The organism is Flavobacterium rhamnosi, assembly GCF_048286515.1.
Taxonomy (GTDB): domain Bacteria; phylum Bacteroidota; class Bacteroidia; order Flavobacteriales; family Flavobacteriaceae; genus Flavobacterium.
Genome location: NZ_JBLVPS010000001.1, coordinates 91,216 through 113,563 on the forward strand (window position 1 = coordinate 91,216; position 22,348 = coordinate 113,563).

General features: G+C 35.2%; 23 protein-coding genes. 8 read left to right on the forward strand and 15 right to left on the reverse strand.

The window, feature by feature from the left end:
- The first annotated feature begins 3 nt into the window (after nt 1-3).
- Entirely contained in the window at nt 4-1,194 is a 1,191-nt protein-coding gene (locus tag ACNQGN_RS00415; RefSeq protein ID WP_417985897.1) for a THUMP domain-containing class I SAM-dependent RNA methyltransferase, read from the forward strand.
- A 48-nt stretch (nt 1,195-1,242) separates the two neighbouring features.
- On the forward strand, nt 1,243-1,479 hold the full coding sequence (locus tag ACNQGN_RS00420; RefSeq protein WP_417985898.1) for a hypothetical protein: 237 nt from the start codon (nt 1,243-1,245) through the stop codon (nt 1,477-1,479).
- An 84-nt stretch (nt 1,480-1,563) separates the two neighbouring features.
- Here ACNQGN_RS00420 and ACNQGN_RS00425 read toward each other — a convergent pair whose 3' ends face one another.
- The 3 genes from ACNQGN_RS00425 to rlmD form a co-directional block, all read right to left on the reverse strand.
- Complete coding sequence (locus ACNQGN_RS00425) at nt 1,564-2,373, reverse strand: DUF6048 family protein (RefSeq protein ID WP_417985899.1); 810 nt, start codon at nt 2,371-2,373, stop codon at nt 1,564-1,566.
- A gap of 10 nt (nt 2,374-2,383) precedes the next feature.
- Nucleotides 2,384-2,923 (reverse strand): DUF6452 family protein, encoded by a 540-nt coding sequence (locus ACNQGN_RS00430; protein WP_417985900.1) that lies wholly within the window; start codon nt 2,921-2,923, stop codon nt 2,384-2,386.
- Nucleotides 2,924-3,005: 82 nt separating this feature from the next.
- Complete coding sequence (gene rlmD / locus ACNQGN_RS00435; protein ID WP_417985901.1) at nt 3,006-4,418, reverse strand: 23S rRNA (uracil(1939)-C(5))-methyltransferase RlmD; 1,413 nt, start codon at nt 4,416-4,418, stop codon at nt 3,006-3,008.
- Between the two features lie 310 nt (nt 4,419-4,728).
- Here rlmD and ACNQGN_RS00440 point away from each other — a divergent pair, with 310 nt between their 5' ends.
- Nucleotides 4,729-5,139 (forward strand): OsmC family peroxiredoxin, encoded by a 411-nt coding sequence (locus tag ACNQGN_RS00440; protein ID WP_417985902.1) that lies wholly within the window; start codon nt 4,729-4,731, stop codon nt 5,137-5,139.
- Between the two features lie 102 nt (nt 5,140-5,241).
- Nucleotides 5,242-6,273 carry an alpha/beta hydrolase fold domain-containing protein gene (locus tag ACNQGN_RS00445; RefSeq protein WP_417985903.1) on the forward strand — a complete coding sequence of 344 codons (1,032 nt, stop codon included), beginning with the start codon at nt 5,242-5,244 and terminating at the stop codon, nt 6,271-6,273.
- 75 nt (nt 6,274-6,348) lie between these two features.
- Here ACNQGN_RS00445 and ACNQGN_RS00450 read toward each other — a convergent pair whose 3' ends face one another.
- From ACNQGN_RS00450 to ACNQGN_RS00475, 6 genes are all read right to left on the reverse strand, one after another.
- Nucleotides 6,349-7,335: an aldo/keto reductase gene (locus ACNQGN_RS00450; protein WP_417985904.1), complete on the reverse strand. Its 987-nt coding sequence runs from the start codon at nt 7,333-7,335 to the stop codon at nt 6,349-6,351.
- A 25-nt stretch (nt 7,336-7,360) separates the two neighbouring features.
- Entirely contained in the window at nt 7,361-8,053 is a 693-nt protein-coding gene (locus ACNQGN_RS00455; RefSeq protein ID WP_417985905.1) for an SGNH/GDSL hydrolase family protein, read from the reverse strand.
- 100 nt (nt 8,054-8,153) lie between these two features.
- Entirely contained in the window at nt 8,154-9,041 is an 888-nt protein-coding gene (gene cysM / locus ACNQGN_RS00460; protein WP_417985906.1) for a cysteine synthase CysM, read from the reverse strand.
- A 1-nt stretch (nt 9,042) separates the two neighbouring features.
- A complete protein-coding gene (gene epsC, locus ACNQGN_RS00465) occupies nt 9,043-9,834 on the reverse strand; it encodes a serine O-acetyltransferase EpsC (RefSeq protein ID WP_417985907.1) in 792 nt (263 codons plus the stop codon).
- A gap of 219 nt (nt 9,835-10,053) precedes the next feature.
- The gene (locus ACNQGN_RS00470; protein ID WP_417985908.1) at nt 10,054-11,448 is read right to left on the reverse strand and encodes an ATP-binding protein; all 1,395 of its coding nucleotides are present in this window, start codon (nt 11,446-11,448) and stop codon (nt 10,054-10,056) included.
- 229 nt (nt 11,449-11,677) lie between these two features.
- Nucleotides 11,678-11,956, reverse strand: a complete 279-nt coding sequence (locus ACNQGN_RS00475) for a DUF2752 domain-containing protein (RefSeq protein ID WP_417985909.1) — start codon at nt 11,954-11,956, stop codon at nt 11,678-11,680.
- Nucleotides 11,957-12,056: 100 nt separating this feature from the next.
- Here ACNQGN_RS00475 and ACNQGN_RS00480 point away from each other — a divergent pair, with 100 nt between their 5' ends.
- On the forward strand, nt 12,057-12,239 hold the full coding sequence (locus ACNQGN_RS00480; RefSeq protein WP_417985910.1) for a hypothetical protein: 183 nt from the start codon (nt 12,057-12,059) through the stop codon (nt 12,237-12,239).
- Entirely contained in the window at nt 12,232-12,780 is a 549-nt protein-coding gene (locus ACNQGN_RS00485) for a Smr/MutS family protein (RefSeq protein WP_417985911.1), read from the forward strand. Before ACNQGN_RS00480 ends, ACNQGN_RS00485 begins: the two co-directional genes overlap by 8 nt.
- Nucleotides 12,781-12,890: 110 nt before the next feature.
- Here the strand turns inward: ACNQGN_RS00485 and ACNQGN_RS00490 are convergent, their stop codons facing one another.
- The gene (locus ACNQGN_RS00490; RefSeq protein WP_417985912.1) at nt 12,891-13,847 is read right to left on the reverse strand and encodes a hypothetical protein; all 957 of its coding nucleotides are present in this window, start codon (nt 13,845-13,847) and stop codon (nt 12,891-12,893) included.
- A 193-nt stretch (nt 13,848-14,040) separates the two neighbouring features.
- On the opposite strand from ACNQGN_RS00490, the gene ACNQGN_RS00495 reads away from it, so the two are divergent.
- Both ACNQGN_RS00495 and ACNQGN_RS00500 read left to right on the forward strand, forming a co-directional pair.
- On the forward strand, nt 14,041-14,964 hold the full coding sequence (locus ACNQGN_RS00495) for an EamA family transporter (RefSeq protein ID WP_417985913.1): 924 nt from the start codon (nt 14,041-14,043) through the stop codon (nt 14,962-14,964).
- 10 nt (nt 14,965-14,974) lie between these two features.
- Nucleotides 14,975-16,099 (forward strand): cysteine desulfurase family protein, encoded by a 1,125-nt coding sequence (locus tag ACNQGN_RS00500; protein ID WP_417985914.1) that lies wholly within the window; start codon nt 14,975-14,977, stop codon nt 16,097-16,099.
- Between the two features lie 104 nt (nt 16,100-16,203).
- Here ACNQGN_RS00500 and ACNQGN_RS00505 read toward each other — a convergent pair whose 3' ends face one another.
- Genes ACNQGN_RS00505 through ACNQGN_RS00525 form a run of 5 tightly spaced genes read right to left on the reverse strand, consistent with a single transcriptional unit; the run spans nt 16,204 to nt 22,046 of the window.
- The gene (locus tag ACNQGN_RS00505; protein WP_417985915.1) at nt 16,204-18,426 is read right to left on the reverse strand and encodes a glycosyltransferase; all 2,223 of its coding nucleotides are present in this window, start codon (nt 18,424-18,426) and stop codon (nt 16,204-16,206) included.
- A 10-nt stretch (nt 18,427-18,436) separates the two neighbouring features.
- The gene (locus tag ACNQGN_RS00510) at nt 18,437-19,474 is read right to left on the reverse strand and encodes a glycoside hydrolase family 130 protein (RefSeq protein WP_417985916.1); all 1,038 of its coding nucleotides are present in this window, start codon (nt 19,472-19,474) and stop codon (nt 18,437-18,439) included.
- A 44-nt stretch (nt 19,475-19,518) separates the two neighbouring features.
- Nucleotides 19,519-20,496, reverse strand: coding sequence for an MlaD family protein (locus ACNQGN_RS00515; protein WP_417985917.1), 978 nt, complete (start codon nt 20,494-20,496; stop codon nt 19,519-19,521).
- Nucleotides 20,497-20,504: 8 nt separating this feature from the next.
- Nucleotides 20,505-21,257: an ABC transporter ATP-binding protein gene (locus ACNQGN_RS00520; protein WP_417985918.1), complete on the reverse strand. Its 753-nt coding sequence runs from the start codon at nt 21,255-21,257 to the stop codon at nt 20,505-20,507.
- 6 nt (nt 21,258-21,263) lie between these two features.
- A complete protein-coding gene (locus ACNQGN_RS00525) occupies nt 21,264-22,046 on the reverse strand; it encodes an MlaE family ABC transporter permease (protein ID WP_417985919.1) in 783 nt (260 codons plus the stop codon).
- Between the last annotated feature and the right edge of the window lie 302 nt (nt 22,047-22,348).

The following is a 22,348-nucleotide window of genomic DNA, read 5'->3' on the forward strand; positions in this document are numbered from 1 at the left end:
ACAATGGAAAATAATTTTAAAATGGTTGCCAAAACCTTTTTCGGTTTTGAAGAAATATTAGCTAAAGAATTGCAAATGCTGGGCGCACAAAACGTCGAGCAAGGTGTGAGAATGGTGAGTTTTAAAGGAGATAAAGGCTTTATGTATAAAGCGAATATTGCGTTGCGTACGGCTTTAAAAATCCTGAAACCTATTTATTTTTTCAAGGCAAATAATGAGCAAGCGCTATACAAAGGGATTTCGGGAGTGAACTGGTCTAAATTACTGAATGCTAATCAGACTTTTGTGATTGATACAACAGTACATTCGGAATACTTTAATCACTCGGAATTTGTTTCTCAGAAATGTAAAGATGCGATTGTAGATCAGTTTAGAGAAAGAACGGGTCAGCGTCCAAGTATTGATAAAGTACATCCCGATTTACGAATTAACATTCACATCGATAAAGACCAGGTTTCGGTGGCACTGGATACTTCTGGAAATTCATTGAACCAACGTGGGTATAGAACCGCGACCAATATTGCTCCTATAAATGAGGTGTTGGCTGCAGGAATTCTATTGCTTTCCGGTTGGGATGGTCAGGGTGATTTCTTGGACCCGATGTGTGGTTCGGGAACATTTCTAGCCGAAGCCGCTATGATTGCTTGTAATATTCCAGCAAACATTAACCGTAAAGAATTTGCTTTCGAAAAATGGAACGATTGGGACAATGATTTGTTTGATAATATTTCAGATAGTTTATTGAAACGTATTCGTGAATTTCATTACACCATAAAAGGCTATGATAAAGCACCAAGTGCAGTTCAAAAAGCCAAAGACAATATCAAAAATGCTAATCTTGATGAGTACGTAACTATCGAGGAGAAAAACTTTTTTGATACGGAAAAAACATCAGAAGGAAAATTGCATATGGTGTTTAATCCACCATACGATGAGCGTTTGGATATTCACATGGAAGAATTCTACAAAAGCATTGGGGATACGCTGAAGAAAAATTATCCGGGAACAAATGCTTGGCTTATAACGGCCAATCTTGAAGCCTTAAAATATGTCGGGCTAAAACCTTCGAGAAAAATTAAACTTTTCAACGCTGGTCTGGAAGCACGTTTGGTAAAATACGAAATGTATGAAGGAAGCAAAAGAACAAAGTTTCAAGTATCAGAAAGCGGAGATCAGATTTCAGATATCAGTTAGTAATACCCTAATAATAGCATCAGATTAATATAAAAATCATAATTTAGTATGACCAAATTACAAGTACGAGCATTTCTTTTCCAACTCGGTTGTTTTGCAATATTATTTACATCATTCCGATTTTTAGTGGATCAATATACCAATTTAACCGGTTATTGGGTTCCGTTAACCGCTTTTGCAGTAGGTACGCTCTTATCACCTAAATTTCAGGCGGTGAAGACGAAAGATGGCGAAAAGTTATTTATGAAATGGATTTTTATAAAAGAAATAAAGGAAATAGGATAGTTCTTATAGCACAAGATTAAAAAAAAAATATCGCAAAGAGAGTCGTTCTTCTCTTTGCGATATTTTTTTATTCAAAATCCATAATTACTTTTTAATATCTTCTTTCTTAGGGGCAACTTTCTTAGGGGTAATTTTCTTCTTGTAAAAAGGTATAAAATAGGTGACAGTGTAATTAAATCCTACTCCAAAATCTCCATCGTAGGTTCTGTTAAATCCAGGGATATATAAATTTTTGAAATTTTCGGGTTCTTTATTGGTTACTAATCGGTTCAACCGAAGACTGAAGCCCATAAATATATTATTGAAAACTTTGGCTTTTACTCCGGCAACAACTTCGATCCAACTAGCGGTTAAACCGTTATATTTAGCACCAGATGTAATTACAGGTACTTCACCAAAATACGGATTGGCATTGTAAATTTTGTAAGTGTTTAACTGTTGGTTAAAAGTACTCACACCGTATCGCAAACCTATTGAAATGATGTTTTCCATATCCAGCCAGTTTTCATACCCATTGTAATCAAAACCGACTTTTAAATAAGAACCTTTTGTTGTAGTATTCAATCGGTCGTCATCCGTTGTTTTATTTTCATTTCCGACTTCTGCTGCTAAAAAATATTTCTTTGTCAAGCGATAGTCACCTACTAACTCTAGGCCTTTATAATCTTTGTCATATAAGGCACGAGTCAATTTGTATAAATCTACACCTACGCGAAAACCGTAACGCTCTGTTTTAACAGGAACTGGAATAGTAGAATCCTTCTCCTTTTCTGTTAAATCAACTGTTCTTAAGGGATCAGGAGTTTGAGGAATTACACTGTTTGTTTTGGTTGGTTGTGTAGTACTCTTGGTTGGTGTAGTTTCTTGTGCTTGTGCCAAAAATAGAGACAACATGAGGCAAAAACTAAAAAAATATTTTAATGTGTGTGTCATTTTCGTTATCTATATTACTTTTTTCAACCGAGATATATTCGATCCATTTTTCATCAGGAACCGCTGCGTCTGTGTGTGTGTAAGGATTTGAAGTGTTTAACATAAAAAGGGTCTTAAAACCGCAGGCTCTTGATACAAATACGTTATTCCTGGTATAATCGAACTTTATATTGTCTTCGTTTACAAATATTGGATTAGCATTTCCGGAATTTAATGTAAAGCTATAACTAGTGGTATCTTCGTTTGTTTTTAGTGGGATAGAAATTTCACTTCCGCTGATCAGGTACTTTGAGTCATCTGTCGCAGCCGCATTAAAAATAATCCCGTCAGTCATTCCGGCTCCGACTACTTTAAGATTCGTTACGCTTTTCAAAACCGCAGGATTCTCAATATCATAGAAGGTAATTACCAGTCGGGGCGTGGTAGGCGTATTTGCATCGCAAATATCATCTTTCTCACAACTTGAGAAAGATAACGCTAAAGCGAATACTAAGAAAATTATTTTTTTCATTTACATTTTGTTTTTGTGTAAACCTATGCTATAGACAATTTGCGCAAAAGAAATCAGGGTCCAACTGGATTCTGAAATCTCTCTATCTTCTTTCCAAAAGCACAACATTTTCAACGTGATGCGTTTGCGGAAACATATCTACAGGACGCACACGAGTTACTTTATATTTCTCGTCCATTAAGGCTAAATCACGCGCTTGTGTAGCGGAATTACAGCTTACATAAACTACTTTTTCAGGAGCAATTTTCATGATTTGTTCAATTACATCTTTGTGCATCCCATCTCTTGGCGGATCGGTGATAATTACATCAGGGTGGCCGTGTTGAGCGATGAAACTATCGTTAAACACGACTTTCATATCTCCTACAAAGAACTCACAATTGGTAATTTCATTGCGTTCTGCATTCAGTTTAGCATCTTTAATTGCTTCAGGGACACTTTCTACACCAATTACTTTTTTTGCTTTTTTCGAAACAAACTGAGCTATCGTTCCTGTTCCTGTATATAAATCATAGACGATTTCATTTCCGGTTAATCCGGCAAAATCGCGCGTTATTTTATACAATTCATACGCTTGGTCGGAGTTGGTTTGATAAAAAGATTTTGCATTAATGCTGAATTTTAAACCTTCCATTTCTTCCAAAATGTAATCTCTTCCCTTGTATAATTTAATATCGGTGTCGTATAAAGTATCGTTGGCTTTGTTGTTCACTACATATTGAAGCGAAGTAATTTGAGGGAATTTGTCATAAATATGATCCAAAAGTAATTCTCTATTGGTTTTGTCATTTTCGAAAAACTGAATCAAAACCATTATTTCACCTGTTGAAGCTGTACGTAACATTAAAGTTCTAAGCAATCCTTCATGCGCTCTTGGGTTAAAGAAAGTCAAGCCATGCTCGTTAGCAAAAGCTCTCACTTCGTTCCTTATCGCATTCGATGGGTCTTCCTGCAAATGACATTTGTTAATGTCAAGGATTTTGTCCCACATTTTCGGAATGTGAAAACCAAGTGCGTTTCTGTTTCCTAAATCTTCAGTACTGTCAATTTCTGCTTCGGTTAACCAACGGCTGTTCGAAAATGAAAACTCCATTTTGTTTCTGTAAAAAAACTGTTTTTCTGAACCTAAGATTGCTTCAAATTCAGGAAGTTCTATTTTTCCAATGCGTTGCAAGTGATTTTTCACCTCATTTTGCTTGTAATACAACTGTTGGCTGTATTTCATATTCTGCCATTTACAACCACCGCAAACACCAAAGTGCTCACAAATAGGTTCTACACGATGCTCCGAATATTCATGAAAATGAACTGCTTTTCCCTCGTAATAAGCCTTACGCTTCTTGAAAGTCTGCACATCAACCACATCACCTGGGACCACATTCGGGATAAAAACTACTTTTCCGTCGGGTGCCTTTGCTACCGATACGCCTTTTGCACCTGCATCAAGGACTTTTATTTGATGAAAGACAACTTTGTCTGTATTTTTCTTTGCCATAGCGCAAAAATAAGCCTTTGAATGGTTTTATAAATCAAATTGGGAAATATTTTTGAAAAGGCAGCATTTTTATTTAAGCCAATTCCCGCTTTCCACTTAAATCCCGACCCTTCTATGTTTTTCCGCAAGCTGCAACACTACTTCTGTAAAGGGGCTTTGACTCGCCTCGGTTATAGGAACGGCTGACGAACCTGTAAATGGAATTGTGTTTTTTCGAATCTGTATTTTAAATTTTCGTTAAAAAAATGCTTAGTTTGAAAGTATTTTTTGATAAATAAAGTAAATTTGAGAAAACTAAAAAGCTATAATTATGAAAAGAAATGCAACCGCAGTTTGGATTGGTTCACTTAAAGAAGGAGCCGGGAAATTAACAACACAAAGTAAAACATTAGAAAACACCCAATATTCTTTCAAATCCCGGTTTGAGGAAGGAGTAGGGACTAATCCAGAAGAACTTGTTGCAGCAGCACATTCTGGTTGTTTTACAATGCAACTTTCTGCTTATATCACTGAAGCCGGTTTTGAAATTGAAAGTATTGAAACCAAATGTGATATCGATTTAGTGGAAGGAACAATTATAACTTCTCACTTAACAGTAAATGCAAAAGTAAAAGCAATAAGTGAAGACGCGTTCCAACAATTAGTTACAAAAGCAGAGAAAAATTGTCCAATTTCTAAACTATTGAACGCGGCAATTTCTACAACGGCCTCTTTAGTATAAAATAGTAATTCTTAAAGGCTCGATTTATTATTAAATCAAGCCTTTTTCTGTTCAGAGAATCCAGCTTTTTTTACTGCCTTAAAAATCGATAAAATCTAAGTTATGTTAATGAAACTTTTTGATTTGTATACTAGAACACCATTGCTACGGAATTCAAAACAATTTTTTTTTATCATCTGCGGTTTATTAGCAGCCGGAAAGGTTAGTTCTCAATCTTTAGCAGGAGTCACGATGACTCTTGATACCTCTTTTACTACTAACAGTGCTTACGAAAATACTAAAAAGACTCATCCTTATAGTAAGATTGTAAAAGAGTTTAGTTTTAAATCGGTTAAGGAAAAAAAGAATATTACCTATTGTAAAGTTGGTAACAGAGCGTTAAAATTAGATGTTTTTTATAATATTGAAAAAGAGAAATCACCAAGAACAGCCATTATAATAATCCATGGAGGGGGCTGGAGATCGGGCAGTCGAACACAACATTATCCATTAGCTCAGAAACTTGCACATTTAGGTTATGTATGTTTTACACCCGAATATAGGCTTTCGACAGAAGCACTTTTTCCTGCGGGAATTTATGATGTTAAATCTTCAATTCGATGGGTAAGAGAAAATGCTTCAAAGTATAATGTTAATCCTAATCAGATTGTGATATTGGGATTTTCTGCTGGTGGTGAAATAGCTTCTTTCATGGGCACTACAGGAAATATGCCATTGTTCGAGGGAACAGATTGTACTACGAATATCCGCTCGGATGTTAATGCAGTGGTAGATATTGATGGAACTTTGTCCTTTGTTCATCCGAATGGTCAAGAAGGAGACGATAGTAAAAGAACTTCAGCGGCGACCAATTGGTTTGGATATTCAAAGAAAGAAAATCCTAAATTATGGGAAGCAGCATCTCCACTAAGTTATGTAAGTGCCAAAACGCCTCCGACACTTTTTATCAACAGTTCTATACCTCGGATGCATGCTGGGAGGGAAGACTATATTAAGGTGTTGAATAATAGTCATGTCTACTCTGAAGTTCACACATTTGAAGGTTCACCACATTCATTTTGTTTGTTTGATCCTTGGTTTGATCCAACGGTAAATTACATCAACAATTTTTTAAATACTATTTTTAATAAATAACTTTAGAGCTATGTCTAGCGTACTATTTTTAGGATGGCTTTATTTTTTCTATTGCGTTAAACTTGCATCAAATCGCTACCAAAGCTGATGTACTTCAGGCTTGATATAACGTTCGTAAATTTCATTCATCGCTGTGATTTTTTCGTAAGTCAATTTTGGTAAATCGTAAACCGATAGATTGGACAATACGTGGCTCTCTGTAGAGGCGCCTGGAATAATACAGCTAACTTCATCGAAACTCAAAATCCATTGCAAAGCAATAGGAGCAAGGTTTGTTACATTTGGAAATAATGCTTTCAATTCTTCAACAGCTTTTAAGCCCAGTTCGTAATTAATTCCAGAGAATGTTTCGCCTTTGTCAAAAGCTTCTCCATTTCGATTAAAATTGCGGTGATCTTGAGCGTTAAAAGTAGTTTCTGTATTGAATTTTCCCGTCAAAAGTCCGCTGGCTAACGGTACTCTTGCAATAATTCCAACATCATGTTTTACCGCTTCTCTGAAAAATAATTCAGATGGGCGCTGGCGGAAAAGGTTAAAGATAATTTGAATTGTAGTTACATTTGGGAATTCAATCGCTTTTAGTCCTTCTTCTACTTTTTCGACACTAACGCCAAGGTTTAAAATCTTTCCCTGTTCTTTTAATCGATCAAACATCTCAAAGATTTCGGGACGGTAAAATACTTCAGTCGGAGGACAATGCAATTGTATTAAATCCAATGTTTCTAAACCTGTTCTTTTCAGGCTGTCTTCTACGAATTTTTGCAATACTTTTGGCTGGTAGCCTTCATTTACATGCGGATTGATGTGTCGTCCACATTTTGTTGCTACATAGATTCGTTCGGAACGGGAACGAACCACTCGGCCTACAGCGGTTTCGCTCAATCCATTTTCGTAAACATCGGCAGTATCAATAAAATTCACACCGTTATCGATTGCGGTATTGATTAACTCGTCTGCGGTTTTGTCATTAAAGGGAGATCCCCATTTTCCGCCAACTTGCCAAGTACCAAGAGATATTTCGGAGATTTCAAAATCTGTTTTGCCTAGTCTGCGATAGTTCATTTTTGTATTTTTTAAAAGAGACAGTTTATTTTTCTAATAAAACTTTGGTTATTGCTGCCTCAGCAAGAGGAGCCATTATCTGATAGCCTGCTTTATTGGGATGTACGCCATCATTCGAGTACGAGGCCAGAAGCCCTTTTCTTTTATCCACCATTGCAGAATAATAATCAAGGTATTCAATGCCATTGGCGTCTGCATAATTTTTCAGTAGTTTATTTAATGCCATAACCTTTTCAGCAGGATTTTGATTGCGTTTCCAAGGGAAATCAAAAGCAGGAAGAACAGAGCAAAGAATTATTTTAATCTGATTGGCTTTTGCCAATTCGACCATCGAAAAAATATTATTTTTAATCATATCCAAAGATGCAGGACCTGTATTGCCGGCAATGTCATTTATCCCAGCTAAAATCACTACTGCGGCTGGTTTTAAAGCGATAACGTCGGCTCTGAAACGAACTAGCATCTGAGGCGAAGTTTGTCCGCTAATGCCCCGATTTACATACGGTTTCCCGGAGAAATATTCAGAATTGACCGTTGACCAAAATTCGGTTATCGAATCTCCCATAAATACAATCCTTTTTTGTCCCGCTTCTGCCGGTTTGAGATTTGCATTTTCACTTTCGTATTTATTTAAATTTGGCCAGTCTTGAGCCTGTGCTTTTCCTCCCATAAATAGTGATAAAAATAGAATGCAGCCTGTTAATTTTATGTTCTTCATTTGTATTCAGGATATGAGTTTATCAGATTAAAATCAGAAGCCTTTCTTTTTTATCTGAAAGATACTCAATAAGGAAGACTATTTTAAAGGTCAGTGTAATTTAATCAAACAAATCCGAAGATAAATAACGATCGCCACGATCACAAATAATAGCGACAATCACACCAGATTCTAAAGTATTGGCTGTTTTTATGGCAGCAGCAACAGAACCTCCGCTACTCATTCCTGCAAAAACGCCCTCTTCAAGGGCCAAACGTTTGGTCATGTCCCGTGCTTCCTGCTCTGTCACTTCAATAATTGTATCCACTTTTGAAGCGTCAAAAATTTTAGGTAAATATTCTTGAGGCCATTTTCTGATTCCCGGAATTTGGGAGCCGTCACTTGGTTGTGCGCCTATGATTTGTACTGCTGGGTTTTTCTCTTTCAAATAAGTAGAAGTTCCTATAATTGTTCCCGTGGTTCCCATAGCGGAAATGAAATGTGTTATAGTCCCCTCAGTATCATTCCATATTTCAGGACCGGTCGTTTTATAATGTGCTTTCCAGTTGTCGTCATTCGCAAATTGATTCAACATGATGTAGCCACCTTCGGCAACTTTTTTATCTGCATAATCTCTGGAGCCAATGATTCCTGTTGCTGCAGGTGTTAAAATCACTGTTGCTCCATAAGCGCGCATGGTTTGTGTACGTTCTTTGGTAGAATCTTCCGGAAGAACTAATTCAATTTCGATATTGAATAATTGGGCAATCATTGCCAAAGCAATTCCGGTATTGCCACTGGTCGCTTCAATGAGCTTGTCTCCTTTTTTAATATCGCCTCTTTCCAGCGCGGATTTAATCATATTGTAAGCCGCTCTGTCTTTTACGCTGCCCCCAGGATTGTTTCCTTCGAGTTTTAGTAGAAGTTTTACGTTTTTATTTTGTATCAAATTAGTAGTCTCCACCAAAGGGGTATTTCCAATAAGGTCTAATAATTTTTGTGGTTTCATGCTAATTTATCTCTTTTATTTTTACTTCTGTAGTTGTAGTGTTTAATACCATCGATTTTGCCGGAATAGATTTGGTAACCCAGGCATTTCCACCAATAATACTGTTTTTACCTATGACGGTTTCTCCGCCAAGAATAGTTGCATTGGCATAAATACAAACATTTTTCTCCACGGTAGGATGCCTTTTTGCATTTTTCATGTCTTTGCTTACGCTCAGTGCTCCTAAAGTAACTCCTTGGTAGATTTTTACGTGTTTTTCAATCACAGTAGTTTCGCCAATTACAATTCCGGTGGCATGATCTATAAAGAAAGGCGATGCAATGGTTGCACCTGCATGAATGTCTGTACCGGTAATGCGATGCGCATATTCACTCATTAATCTGGAGAAAAGCAGTAAATCTAACAAATACAATTCATGACTTAATCTGTAAATGGCAATTGCGTAGAATCCCGGATATGCCAAATACACTTCTTCAATACTATTTGAAGCAGGATCATTCTCTAGGATGTAAGCAGCGTCCTGATTTAGTTTTTCCAGGACAGAAGGCAAGGTTTTAAGATATTTTTCCCAAATAGAATCGCATAAGGCATGCGGTTTTTTACAGGCAATTGCGGAGATCTCTTTGAATAGTATTTCCAGCTCATCGATGCTTTCATTTAAAGGTGCATTAGCATCAAATAACGTATAAAACAGTTTTTCAGTAAAAGCTTCCGTTTTTGTCTTAATCCCGTAGTTGATGGAAAAATGGCTTTTTAAAGCGCTAATATTTTTGATAATCAGATCTTTTGTCACGATTATAGAATTGAATTGTTAATTTAAAAGGATAAAAGTAAGGCGTTTTTTAGAAACAGTGGCAACAATAATGCAAAGAAATTAGGAGATTGAATGAGAATGGAATATTTTTTTTGATTGGTAACATTTTTGAACAAATTCTAAAAAAATATAACAAAATACATAGCCTGAAGTTATCTGATTGCTATTTTTTCTGGTTGGTTAAAAGTCAAAATTTTATTAAAGTATGATCTTTGGTTTTTTAGGGATTGTAAAAACAAAACTGGCACCATTGTCTTCTTCGGATTCAATATGAATACTTCCTAATTTTCCTTCGACTATTTTTTTTACAATAGACAGTCCAATACCTGTACTTTCTTTAGTGTCCCGGGCCAAAATAGTTTGAAAAACGCCAAATACTTTTTCATGGTATTTTTTAGGTATTCCAGATCCATTGTCTTTTATGGTAAATTGATGAAAATCAGGTAATGATGTATAAGTGCATTTTATTTTTCCAACGGGTTTGTTGTTGTATTTTACCGCATTGCTTATCAGATTGCTGAAAACCTGATCCATTAATATTTTTTCGGTAATAATCACCGGAAAATCCTTGTCAATAGAAACTTCGAATCCTTCATTGGGGACAATAGTTTCAACTATTTCTTCTAGCATTTTATATAAATCTACCCTTTCCAATTCAATATTTGTTGATCCAATGCGGGAATATTCCAGAATACCATTAATTAAGTTTTCCATCCTTAGAATTCTTCCCTGTAATAATTTGAAATTTGAATTTGTCTCATCGGAAACAGTAGGTAAATCCTCAATAATCCATTCTGAAAGACTGTGAATTGCTCTTAATGGAGCCTTAAGGTCATGAGAAACGATATAGGCAAATTGGTCTAACTCGTCATTCTTTTTTTTAAGCACTGATAAAGCATGGTGTAGTTTCTTTTCTTCTATTTTTCGATTAATGATGTCATAGTTAAGAATTTTATTCTTGTCTGTTATTTTAAATAAAAATAAAGCTGTGATTAGAAATAGCAGTACTAACAAACCAGATTCAAATACTTCAATGAGTAAGGCATTATTCCATGATTTTGCGTCAAAATCCATTCCGTATACAGCAATAGTTTTGCCAGAAACTTTGTCTTTTATAGGTATATATGCACTAACCCATGTTCCCCATCTGTCGGAAGAAGGTTCTGTGATAATGTCCTTTCCGGTATTAATTGCTTTGAAAGTGGGGGCATCCGCTTCTGTATATTCTTGCCCGGGAGGAGAGTAGTCTTTAGAATTTTCAGGTTCTGAATCAACCATGAAGTATATTTTGCCGTTTTTCTGGGTGTATAAATAGGCAAAACTTGCTTTGGGATTAATCTGGATTATTGCTTTAAGGCTATTTTTTAAAGCCAGATACTCGGGCTTATTGCTATCGGATGGGCTTACTTCAAGAGTTTTTATTGTTTCTTGTGGTAAGGTTGTTTCAATCGATCTCGCAATTTGTAATACGCTGTCAGTTCGTTCCTCTTTGAACCTGGTCCAGGTATAGTACAGATAAAATATTCCCAAAATAAGAATTAGAGAAAAGACTATTCTTTGAAATGGTATTTTTTTTAGGTTAATTTCTTTCATAAATGCTGAAATCAGAATAGGCGTGACTGAGTTTTGGGCTTTGTATGACTACAGTAGAATTTTACAATCAGATGAATTTAATATGGTCATAAGCTCAAAAATAATAATTTTTATGACGTAGAGAGAATTTAAATTGTTTTAATTTTCAGTTTACTTTTTTAAGAATCTAAAAATCAATTTTTCAATTCATGAAGAGTTGTTCTCTCTTTTAAAAAATAAAAGAGGTGATTTAATAGTGTTTATAATAGTAACCAACAATCATAAATAGTCCATTGATGATTGCCATTCCGATAATGTATTTTTGATAATTATTGCGTTTGTCAATGAAATGTAAACTAACAATTCCTAAAAATAAAAGTGTTGTAAATAGGGCAGGATACATCTTGAAAGCAGCCGTAAAATCACCTTGTAAAAGCAGCACTAATCCTCTCTGAAAACCACAGCCGAAACACTCTATTCCGAAGAGTGTTTTGCTTAAACAAGGAAGCATATATTTTTCTAAATCCACTGATTTTATTTTTTACAATTTTACGAAAAAATAAGAAACCTTTTCAATAATAAATTGATGCAATTTAAATTGATTACTTTTGAAAACTGATATTTAAGAGATGAAAAAAATTATAATTCCAATAATGGTTATTGCTATCATGATTGCTTTTTATGAGCAGGTGAGCGCAGAAAAAAATGTTTATATAATGGTAATTGCGATTGTCATTTTTATGATGGGAATGATGCGATTAAGTGCCAAAACGCCAAGTAAAAATCAAGATAAAGAAGACGAAAATGTTTAATAAAGGAGATAAAGTTTCAGTACTTGACGAGGCTATGAATGGAGTAGTGTTGTCCGTAAAAGAGAACCAAGTTACAATAGAAACAGAGGATGGTTTTACGATGACATTTTTTGTCAACGAGTTGCTTAAAGTAAATGATTCCAGTAACTTAATGGATTCTATTAGAAGAATTAATGTAGATGAAATTTCAAAAGAGAAGGAGATCCCAAAACCACGAAGTTTTGTCAAAGAACGTAAAGATAAATACGAAATTTCAGCTCCGGAGTTCGATTTACATATCGAAAAATTAGTTCCTAATAAACGTGGAATGTCTAATTATGATATTCTGACTTTGCAAACAGAAACGGCAAAACGGCACATAGAATTTGCGATTCGCAATCGCATTCCAAAGATTGTTTTTATTCACGGTGTGGGAGAAGGAATTCTAAAAGCAGAGTTGGATTTTTTATTGGGGCGTTATGACAACATCGCTTTTCAAGAAGGGAATTACCAAAAATATGGTCAGGGAGCGACGGAAGTTTTTATAAAACAAAGTAAGTAGGAAAGCTCTTTTTTTGAGTTTGTAACATCAAAAAAAGCGTCCCGTTCTAACTTAGAATGGGACGCTTTTTTTGGAGGTAAATAAACCGTTTTTGAGGTTTAAAATTACGTTTAATTACTGGTCAATAGTTCGCCATAAATAAAGCTATCTCCAAGTTTGAAATCGTTGTTGCCTTTCTTCATTGTAACATTTTTAAGCACGATGGTATGTTTGAATCCATTGCCAAAAGGAGTTGTTGTTACTTCAATAATTCCACTCACATTTGCAACGCCGGCTATGGCAATCCATTCTTCACTTATTGGAGGAGTTGTTGGAAAAGTCGTATTACAAAAATAGCTTGATGTCAGTAGACCTGAAAATAATCGATACGTAAGCTTGTTAATTGTTGCGCCGATAAGTCCGGTTCTTGGAGCGTTTAGCGGCGTAGCTGTGTTAACAATCAAAGCAGGATCAACGTCTAATATGAGTGCTTCGCTACTGGTGTAATTATAAATTTGTTTCGAAGTACTGCATTGTTCTATTGTTTGATCAAATAGAAAAGGCAATGAAGTTGCTGAGGTGACATAATCTCCAAATGCGAACGTTTCATAAACCTGCGTACCGCTAGTTTTTGCAAAAGTGATGTTTTTGAAAACGATATTATGATTGTAACCCGTAATCTTGGTGCTATTATCAGTAGCATCTGTGGTTTTTACAGCGGTTGTAAATATTTGAATTTTACCGTCTGTAGCAGTCCATTGATCTGTTACAACAGGAGTTGCTGGTGGAATCGATTCGCAAATGGTTGAAGAGGAAACTGTTCCGTCATAAAAACGATACACAACCCTGTTGGTACTGGTAATGTCTACTATCGTTGGTGTATCAGGTAAACTGGGTTCGTTTTTGAAAGAACTTTCGGGAATTTCCAGAAGCAACGATTCTTTATCTTTTAGTTTATAGATGATGTTTTTCGTAGTACAGCTTTCTGTTGTGGCATCTTCAAAACTAATGGTTTCCAAAGTTAAATCACCATCATCACAACTGTTTAGCAGTAATGTAAAAACCAATAATCCTAGTAATCGTTTCATGTTTATAATATTTGAAACAAAAATAGAATTTTTAATTTGTTCCAAATACATTCCGATTCAAAATCATCGAATTTAACAACATATTGGGTTTTTATATGGGTAGTGCAGATCATTAGCGCTTTGTTTAAATGAAAGATGTCGGTAATTTAAAGCGAATAGAAATCATTATCTTTGCCGGAATTTAATACCGATTATGAGAATTAATAAATATTATTTAGCTGCTTTTTCTGCCTTTTTTATTTGGGGGTTTTTCAGTTTAGCGTTAAAACCTTTACATAATTACGCGTCTTTAGACATTTTATTTTACCGTGTTTTTTTTAGTGTTATCATAATGGTGCTTATTAATGTTGCTTTCCGGCGAAATGTATTGACGCAAAATTGGAATCATTTTAAAAGCATGACTGCAAAAAAGCGAAAAAGAGTTGTTGTTTTAACTTTGGGAGGAGGGCTTTTTCTGTCTTCCAACTGGTTCGTTTTTATTTATGTGATGAATCATGTTAGTGTAAAAGCGGCATCTTTAGCCTATTTAATTTGTCCGATTCTTACCACCGTTTTTGCTTTTTTTATGCTGAAGGAAAAATTGAGTAAATGGCAATGGGTTGCAGTAACAATAAGTATTATTAGCTGCGTGTTATTATCATTCAATCATTTTGAAGATATTTTTTATAGTTTGATTACTGCAGCGACTTATGCTTTGTATTTAGTGAGTCAGCGAAAAAATAGTGAATTGGATAAATTTCTGATTTTGAACATACAATTACTGTTTACCGCGATAATCCTTTTGCCGTTTTATCCGAATTATAGTGGAGCAGTTCCTGTTGCTCCTTTGTTTTATGGATGTTTGCTGGTTATTGTTGTGTTTTTCACTATTATTCCGTTGTTTTTAAATCTGTATGCCCTAAACGGAATTAATTCATCGGCAGTTGGAATAATGATCTACATTAACCCGATTATTGGGTTTTTACTGGCCATCTTTTATTTCAATGAGGAAGCTACTTCTCTTCAATTATTTTCGTATTTCTTGATTTTGGTTTCGATAGCTGTTTTTAATGAGAAACTGATCTTTCCCAGAAAATTAAAAGGGATACCAAAAATGGAAGGCTCAAATAATTCATAATTTTCAAAAAATGAAAAAAATATATCTCGATAACGCTTCTACAACTGCTATTCGTGCTGAAGTAATCCAGGAAATGACAAAAGTAATGACGGAAGACTATGGAAATCCATCGTCAACACATAGTTTTGGACGCAATGCAAAAAGTATTTTAGAACTTTCGAGAAAGTCAATTGCGAAACATTTAAATGCGACTGCACAAGAAATAATTTTTACTTCTTGTGGTACCGAAGCCAATAACTGGATTCTTCGTTCTTCCGTTAAAGATTTGGGAGTGAAACGAATTATAACAAGTAAAATTGAACATCATGCAGTATTGTATACTGTTTTAGTTTTGGAAAAAGAATATGGTATTCAGGTAGATTATGTAGCTGTTAAGCCGAATGGTGAAATTGATATCACTGATTTAGTGGAATTGCTTTCGCAGGAAAAGAAAACACTAGTCAGCCTGATGCATGTGAATAACGAAACAGGAACTGTTTTGGATTTGGAAAGAATAGGGGTTATTTGTCAGGAAAACAGTGCCTTGTTTCACTCCGATACCGTGCAGTCTATAGGTAAAACAGAATTTGATTTACAAAAACTACCTCTTAATTTTATTGTAGCTAGCGCTCACAAATTTCATGGTCCAAAAGGTGTTGGTTTTGCTTTTATTCGAAAAAATTCAGGTTTGCAACCTTTGTTTTTTGGTGGTGAACAGGAAAAAGGATTGCGAGCCGGGACAGAAGCATTGCACCAAATCGCCGGAATGGCTAAGGCACTGGAACTTTCGTTAAGTAATCTGGAAACAGAAAGGAATCGTATTTCAGAGTTGAAAGACTATTTGATTGCCCAACTTGAAATTGAATTTCCAGCTTTTGAAATCAACGGAAGTATCGATGGATTTTATAACATATTGAATGTTTTATTGCCTTTTTCAGAAGATAAAACAGCAATGATATTATTCCATTTAGACATGAAAGGAATTGCGGTTTCTCGCGGTAGCGCCTGTCAAAGCGGAAGTATAAAACCTTCCCACGTATTGGCAGAAATGCTCTCCAAAGAAGATTTAAAGAAACCAAGTTTGCGCATTTCTTTAAGCCATTGTAACACAAAAGAGGATGTCGATTTACTCATTGAAGCATTGAAAAGTATTTGAGAAAGTCCAATGGAACATTGGCTTAAGAAATAAATCCTAAACATTTGCCTCTTTTAGGTTTTAAAAAAAATAGTACAATAGTTTTTTATCGGAGGTTTTAAGGATTAGTTTTCAGAATATTTTTCCATTATTAATCTGGCCTTGAAATAACACAAGGTAGATTCAGCACCTTGATTAATGTTGATGTGTTTGTCTTCCAATCCATCGTAGGACGCGCCGTTTTTAGGATTGTACATGATTTGGTTCAGATGATTGTTCCCTAAAAACCAGATGAAAGCCAGTTTTAATTGGTCTTTGTATTTTTTGTTTTTGGTTACTTCATAAAACAAATCTAATGCAATAATTGTTGTAGCTACTTCAATGGGTTGCTCCCCGTAAAAGACCCTTTCATTTTCTTTTTTAAACCATCCTCTGTTTGATATTACTTTTAACTGTCCTTTCATGAAATAATGGGATAGTAAAAAATCAAATGTTATAGCTGCGATTTTTTTATATTTCGGTTTTCCTGTGACCAAATAGCTATATAGCATTGCTTCGGGCAATATATTGTTAGCATAGGTCATGTAATCTTCATACCAGCACCAATTTTCTTCGGAATTGATGTTATAATGATGTAATAGTTCGTCGGCAAGTCTCACAATATACTTTTTTATTTCCTCCTCTTTATAAATAGAATAGTAGTGGTAAAGTCCTTTCAATGCATAGGCTATGGCCCTCGGGGATTTAATATCATCAATCCTTTTTATTGCTTTATCCCAACACCTCTCAGCTTGAAAAACCATTTCTAATGGTAAGGATTCCCTATGGGAAATTACCGTTCCCAGACTCCATAAAGCTCTCCCATTTGCATCTTCAAGGTTTACTTCTGCGTTTTGTTTCGTTAATTGATTATTAAAGTCTTTGTAATTATTGAACCATCCATTACTTTGTTGAATTCCTTCTATGAAATTCAAATAAATACTGGCTAATTTTAAGGTATTGTCATCTGGATAGGCTTTGTTATAGAGCACCATATCGATTAATGCTCTCGCGTTGTCGTCTAATGTGTATCCTGATTCCGGATCTGGCTGGCTAAATTTTGAAAATTGTAGTATTCCAAAATCAGTGGTAAGTTTCTCAATGTGGTCTAGTTTTATTGGAGGAAAATTAAATCGCAAATCTCCTTCACGATTCGTTAATTCATCAAATAACAGCCGATATTGAATCGCAATATTTTCCCATGTCGTGGCGCTCGCTGCCGAAAACGCATTTTTTCCCATCGAAATTCGTTCTTCTTTATTTTCAATCAGATGAAGTATTGCTTTTTGAAACTCTTCCGGTTTATCAAAATTTTCCAAGAGTATTCCGTTTCCATGCACTAGTGATTCAACAGCGTGTGGTATTGGAGTAGAAATAACGGCACAGCCGCAACTCATGGCATAGGCAAAAGTGCCACTCACAGTCTGATTGGGGTCCTTGGAAGAAAATAAATAGATTTCAGATAAAGTTAAGTAATCCAGTAATTGCTGTAGTTTAAGATATTTATTGATGAAAAGAACATTGTTTTCTAAATGGAGCTCTTTTACAGTATTGAGAAGTACTTCTCTATATTCTTCACGCTCCTGACGAATTATTTCAGGATGCGTTTTTCCAATCACTAAGTAAATCACTTCAGGATATTTAGCAACAATTTCCGGTAAAGCGCGCAATACGTTTTCGATCCCTTTATTTTTACTGATTAAACCAAAAGTGGACATTATTATTTTATCCGAGAAATTATATTTGTTTTTTAATTTTTCCTTTTGTTCCCAAAGCACACTATGGTTTCCGTGAGGAATTACCACTGTTTTCGTTTTATGAACATCGTAATCATTTGTTAAAATAGACTGAGAATTTTTGGTAAGTACAATGATGCGGTCGGATAAATCTGCAAAGGCATGTACAATTTTTTTTCTCTTCTCATCGGGATTTGGAAGCACTGTATGGAAAACAGTCACGATTGGTTTATTTAGCGCTAGTATAAAAGAGAGGATATAATCGCCATATTCACCACCAAAAAGTCCGAACTCATGCTGAATGCAAACCAAACCTATATCGTTTCGCTCATTTATTCGCTCAGCAACCAGCCGATAATCGTCTAAAGAACCAGCAGCTAAAGTATACGTTACTTCCTTATTGTATTTAAATTCCTTGTCTTTGTTTTCCAATGCACATACCTCTACCGAAAGCGTGTCTCCAAAAACAATTTCTATTGCATTGACAATATCATTTGAAAAAGTTGCTATGCCACATTCTCTTGGCGTATAAGAACTTACGATTAACATTTTTATTCTTCTATCGAATTCCATGACGCTTTTTTTAGGGTTGTTTTTGCAATTCAAGAAGTATTTCTTGTAAGTCTAATTTTGCAACAGCAATATGCTTGTCTGCTACACCATAATAGATATAAAGATCATTACCGAATAGAGCATGGCCAGTTGGGAATACAATATTGCTTACTTCACCTTCTAATTCCCATTGTTTGGTAGGAGAGAACAAGGGATAAGGCAATCTTGCTATTTCAATTTTTGGGTTGTCTAATTGCAATAAAGCCGCCTTGGCGTGATATATTTTTCCTGTTATCGTTTCTTGTACACCATGATATATGAGTAGCCAGCCAAATTCAGTTTCTATAGGCGGACCACCAGCTCCAATGTAATTTACCTCAAATACATCCTTGGGGTCAAGGACAATGTGATTGACAAGATTTTTAAGGTACTCTTCCCAAAAATATTCCGTTAAATCTTTCCAGTCTTCAAACTGAACAATCTGAATTCCAGGCCAGATGCGATGCAGCATAACAAATTTTCCGTTTATTTTTCTTGGAAATAATACCACATCTTTATCTCTGAGCAGTCGAAATTCATCATCTACTAATCCTATTTGTGCAAAAAGATTGTAGTATTGATGGTATTTTGGATTTAATTTGGCATCAGCGGTGCAAGTCACAAAGTTTTCATATTCCTGGTAATTGATATGTGGTGTTATTATTCCGTGTTTTTCAAAATTGATTAAATCCGTTGAAGTGGCAAGTGCTCCCATCGCATTGATACCATCATATGCTGTATAAGTAATGTAATAAGTATTTTCAATTTTTACAATTCGTGCATCTTCCACACCATGTTTCTCGTAATCAAAATCACGGACAATTAATGGTTTCTCTTTTCTTTCGATTATCTTGAGTGGTCCTTCCGTTTTTGCATAGCCGATGGTGGAGTAATTTCCATGTTGCACCGCTCGGTATAATATATGTACCGTATCGCCTTCCTGATAAATTCCGGGATTAAATACGCCGTTATTTTCAAATTCTTTGTCGGTGGGGCTAAGGATTATTCCAAGTTTTTCTACTGAAACCATGATTTGATCTTTTTATAGATTTCTTCAATGTTAATCACATGAATCTATTTTTTCTGTTCTTTTAATTTTGCTCTTTCCTGTTTTCTAAAATAACCTCGAAAGAAGAAATTGTGTTTCAAAGCTTCCATATTTTCATTCAGACGAAAACTGGCTTCATTGATGTTAGTCATCGTAGAATCTATTTTTCGTACTAATTCAGGGTCATTTGAAAGATAATTTATAGTCCCTTTTCCATCTTTAATATTTGTTATTGTCGCGTTGAGATTGCTGACCACCTCGTCAATTTTATAGCTTGATTCATCTAAATTTCGAACAATTGTTTTCATATTATTGGCTACAGCCGTGTCTTTCAAAACACCTATCACATTGTCTTTATTATCCAGTGAAGAAATGATTTGGTTTAATTTTGTTACAGATTCGGAGGTCCCTTTTCCTGTAATTTTTAAGTAATGCGCTGTCTCTTTCAGGTCTCTTGCTAGAATGGAATCTTTAATCAATAAGCCCACAGTCCCTTTTCCATTAGTGATTTCCTTTGTGATTTCAAGTAAATCAGCGGTAAGAAGTGATGCGTTTTTATTTGTCACCCCAAGTGTATTAAGCATATCATCCGTACGAATTCGGTTTAAGGATTTAATCTCATCTCCTGGGGTGACGGGCGGAAATTTGCCTTTCCCCGGAAGAATGTTTATAATCATGTTTCCTACCAGACCATCGGAACCTATAATGGCAACTGCATCTTTTTTGATATAGGAAAAAATGGTTTTTTCAATAAGCATATCCACTCGAATAATTGTGTCACTAACCATTTCAATTCCTTCAACGGTTCCTACGTTTATCCCGGAGTAGCGTACATTATTGCCTAATTGTAAGCCATTCACGTTGTTGAAAACAGCTTTTAAATGGTAGGTTTTTCCAAACATTTGTTGCTTATCGCCAATGAAATAAACGGCTAGTATAAAAATTATTAACCCGATTATTACAAAAAGCCCAAGGCGTATTTTTTGTGATGTCGTTTTTTCCATTTTTATTCTTATTTAAAAAATGCTTGTACCTTAGGATCAGTTGAGACTGATAATTCCTCAAAAGTGCCTTCGATATAATTGATACCATCTACCAATAAAATCATTCTGTTCGAAATCACTCTGGCGCAATCCACATCATGTGTGATGATAATTGCCGAAGTGTTGTATTTTTTCTGGATGGAGACCATTAGTAGCAAAATTTCCTTTGCTGTGATGGGGTCTAAACCAGTGGTTGGTTCGTCATAAAGAATAATTTTAGGTTGGAGAATTAAAGTTCTTGCCAAAGCAATCCTCCGTTTCATTCCTCCCGAAAGTTCTTCGGGCATTAAATTTATAGTTTGAGCCAAACCCACGTTTTCCAATGCTTCCATAACCAATGGAGTGGTGTCTTTTATTTTTCCGAATTTTTTTTTATGACGTCTTAATGGGAATTCCAGATTTTCTCTGACCGTCATAGAATCATAAAGTGCGCTTCCTTGAAAAAGAAATCCAACTTCTGTCCTAAGCTCGTCTAATTCCTCATGGTCGAGTTCATTGATGTCTTTTCCCATAACTAGGATAGAACCACTGTCATGTTCTTCCAGTCCAATAAGACATTTAATCATTACGGATTTTCCGGAACCGGATTTCCCCATGATAACTAAATTTTCACCTTCGTATAAAACCATATTAAAACCAGCCAAAACATGATTATCACCATAGCTTTTTTTTAAGTCTTTGATTTCTATAATAGGTTTTTGATTTTGTATAGGTGTACTCATAATCAATTATAAATCATAAAAAATATCGGTAATAAAAACAGCAACAAAGTCAATAATAAAAAGCAGCATCGATGTGAAAACCACCGCAGAATTGGCCGCTAAACCTACACCTGCAGTACCTTTTTTACAATTATATCCCTTGAAACAACCAACCAGTCCAATAGCAAATCCAAAAAAGAAAGTTTTAATGGTCGCCGGGATTAAATCACCAAATTCCAGGGCATCAAAAACCTGATTGTAATACAATAAAAAGGACACATTTCCCTTGATGTTTTCCACTAGAAAAGAGCCGAAAATGGCGATAGCATCTCCAAAAAAAACCAAAATGGGCAGCATAAAAGTGGTCGCTAATATTCGTGTAACTACTAAGTATTTAAAAGGGTTTGTCCCTGAAACTTCCATGGCATCAATTTGTTCTGTAACTCTCATGGAACCCAGCTCGGCACCAATTCCGGAGCCGATGCGGCCCGCACAAATCAAGGCCGTTATAATTGGTCCTATTTCTCTAATAAGCGAAATACTCACCATAGATGGCATCCAGGAAACTGCGCCAAATTCCTGCAAAGTGGGACGAGATTGTAAAGTAAAAACTAAACCAATGATAAACCCCGTAACAGCAACAAGCAGAAGAGAACGATTTCCCATATTAAAGCATTGGCGAAGGAATTCCTTGAATTCTGAAGGATGTTTAAAAACTTCTTTAAAAAAACGGGCTGCAAAGTACGAGAGTTCACCAATTTCAAGTAAAAAAACTTTAAACAATTCGATTATTTTAAAAATACTATTCATAGGCGAATGAATTAATTTTTAACAGAAAATGGCTACCCAAATATACGATTATTTCTCTGATTATCAGGTGTTTTAGGTGTCGTTAATCTATTTTTTTAATCGTTTCGCCGAGGAAACATTGATTTGGGAAATTATACTAAAATAGGGATGCTTATGGATTCACTCTTTTTATTTTGGACACTATATTTGTCCTGAAGTAAGCGATCATAAAAGTTGCTTTTGTTTACGAAGCGAATGAAAAAAAACATTCAGACAAAGTAGAAAATTTCACAGCAGTTTTTATATTAAAATCAAATAAAGAA

Bases quoted from the DNA above. Each gene is read 5' to 3' on its own strand.
- ACNQGN_RS00445 (WP_417985903.1), top strand. From the start codon at position 5,242: ATGTTAATGAAACTTTTTGATTTGTATACTAGAACACCATTGCTACGG.
- ACNQGN_RS00520 (WP_417985918.1), bottom strand. From the start codon at position 21,257: ATGAGTACACCTATACAAAATCAAAAACCTATTATAGAAATCAAAGAC.
- ACNQGN_RS00450 (WP_417985904.1), bottom strand. From the start codon at position 7,335: ATGAACTATCGCAGACTAGGCAAAACAGATTTTGAAATCTCCGAAATA.
- ACNQGN_RS00470 (WP_417985908.1), bottom strand. From the start codon at position 11,448: ATGAAAGAAATTAACCTAAAAAAAATACCATTTCAAAGAATAGTCTTT.
- ACNQGN_RS00490 (WP_417985912.1), bottom strand. From the start codon at position 13,847: ATGAAACGATTACTAGGATTATTGGTTTTTACATTACTGCTAAACAGT.
- ACNQGN_RS00415 (WP_417985897.1), top strand. From the start codon at position 4: ATGGAAAATAATTTTAAAATGGTTGCCAAAACCTTTTTCGGTTTTGAA.
- ACNQGN_RS00440 (WP_417985902.1), top strand. From the start codon at position 4,729: ATGAAAAGAAATGCAACCGCAGTTTGGATTGGTTCACTTAAAGAAGGA.
- ACNQGN_RS00495 (WP_417985913.1), top strand. From the start codon at position 14,041: ATGAGAATTAATAAATATTATTTAGCTGCTTTTTCTGCCTTTTTTATT.
- ACNQGN_RS00510 (WP_417985916.1), bottom strand. From the start codon at position 19,474: ATGGTTTCAGTAGAAAAACTTGGAATAATCCTTAGCCCCACCGACAAA.
- cysM (WP_417985906.1), bottom strand. From the start codon at position 9,041: ATGAAACCACAAAAATTATTAGACCTTATTGGAAATACCCCTTTGGTG.
- ACNQGN_RS00480 (WP_417985910.1), top strand. From the start codon at position 12,057: ATGAAAAAAATTATAATTCCAATAATGGTTATTGCTATCATGATTGCT.
- ACNQGN_RS00500 (WP_417985914.1), top strand. From the start codon at position 14,975: ATGAAAAAAATATATCTCGATAACGCTTCTACAACTGCTATTCGTGCT.
- ACNQGN_RS00505 (WP_417985915.1), bottom strand. From the start codon at position 18,426: ATGGAATTCGATAGAAGAATAAAAATGTTAATCGTAAGTTCTTATACG.
- ACNQGN_RS00420 (WP_417985898.1), top strand. From the start codon at position 1,243: ATGACCAAATTACAAGTACGAGCATTTCTTTTCCAACTCGGTTGTTTT.
- ACNQGN_RS00525 (WP_417985919.1), bottom strand. From the start codon at position 22,046: ATGAATAGTATTTTTAAAATAATCGAATTGTTTAAAGTTTTTTTACTT.
- ACNQGN_RS00455 (WP_417985905.1), bottom strand. From the start codon at position 8,053: ATGAAGAACATAAAATTAACAGGCTGCATTCTATTTTTATCACTATTT.
- ACNQGN_RS00485 (WP_417985911.1), top strand. From the start codon at position 12,232: ATGTTTAATAAAGGAGATAAAGTTTCAGTACTTGACGAGGCTATGAAT.
- ACNQGN_RS00515 (WP_417985917.1), bottom strand. From the start codon at position 20,496: ATGGAAAAAACGACATCACAAAAAATACGCCTTGGGCTTTTTGTAATA.
- ACNQGN_RS00430 (WP_417985900.1), bottom strand. From the start codon at position 2,923: ATGAAAAAAATAATTTTCTTAGTATTCGCTTTAGCGTTATCTTTCTCA.
- ACNQGN_RS00425 (WP_417985899.1), bottom strand. From the start codon at position 2,373: ATGTTGTCTCTATTTTTGGCACAAGCACAAGAAACTACACCAACCAAG.
- rlmD (WP_417985901.1), bottom strand. From the start codon at position 4,418: ATGGCAAAGAAAAATACAGACAAAGTTGTCTTTCATCAAATAAAAGTC.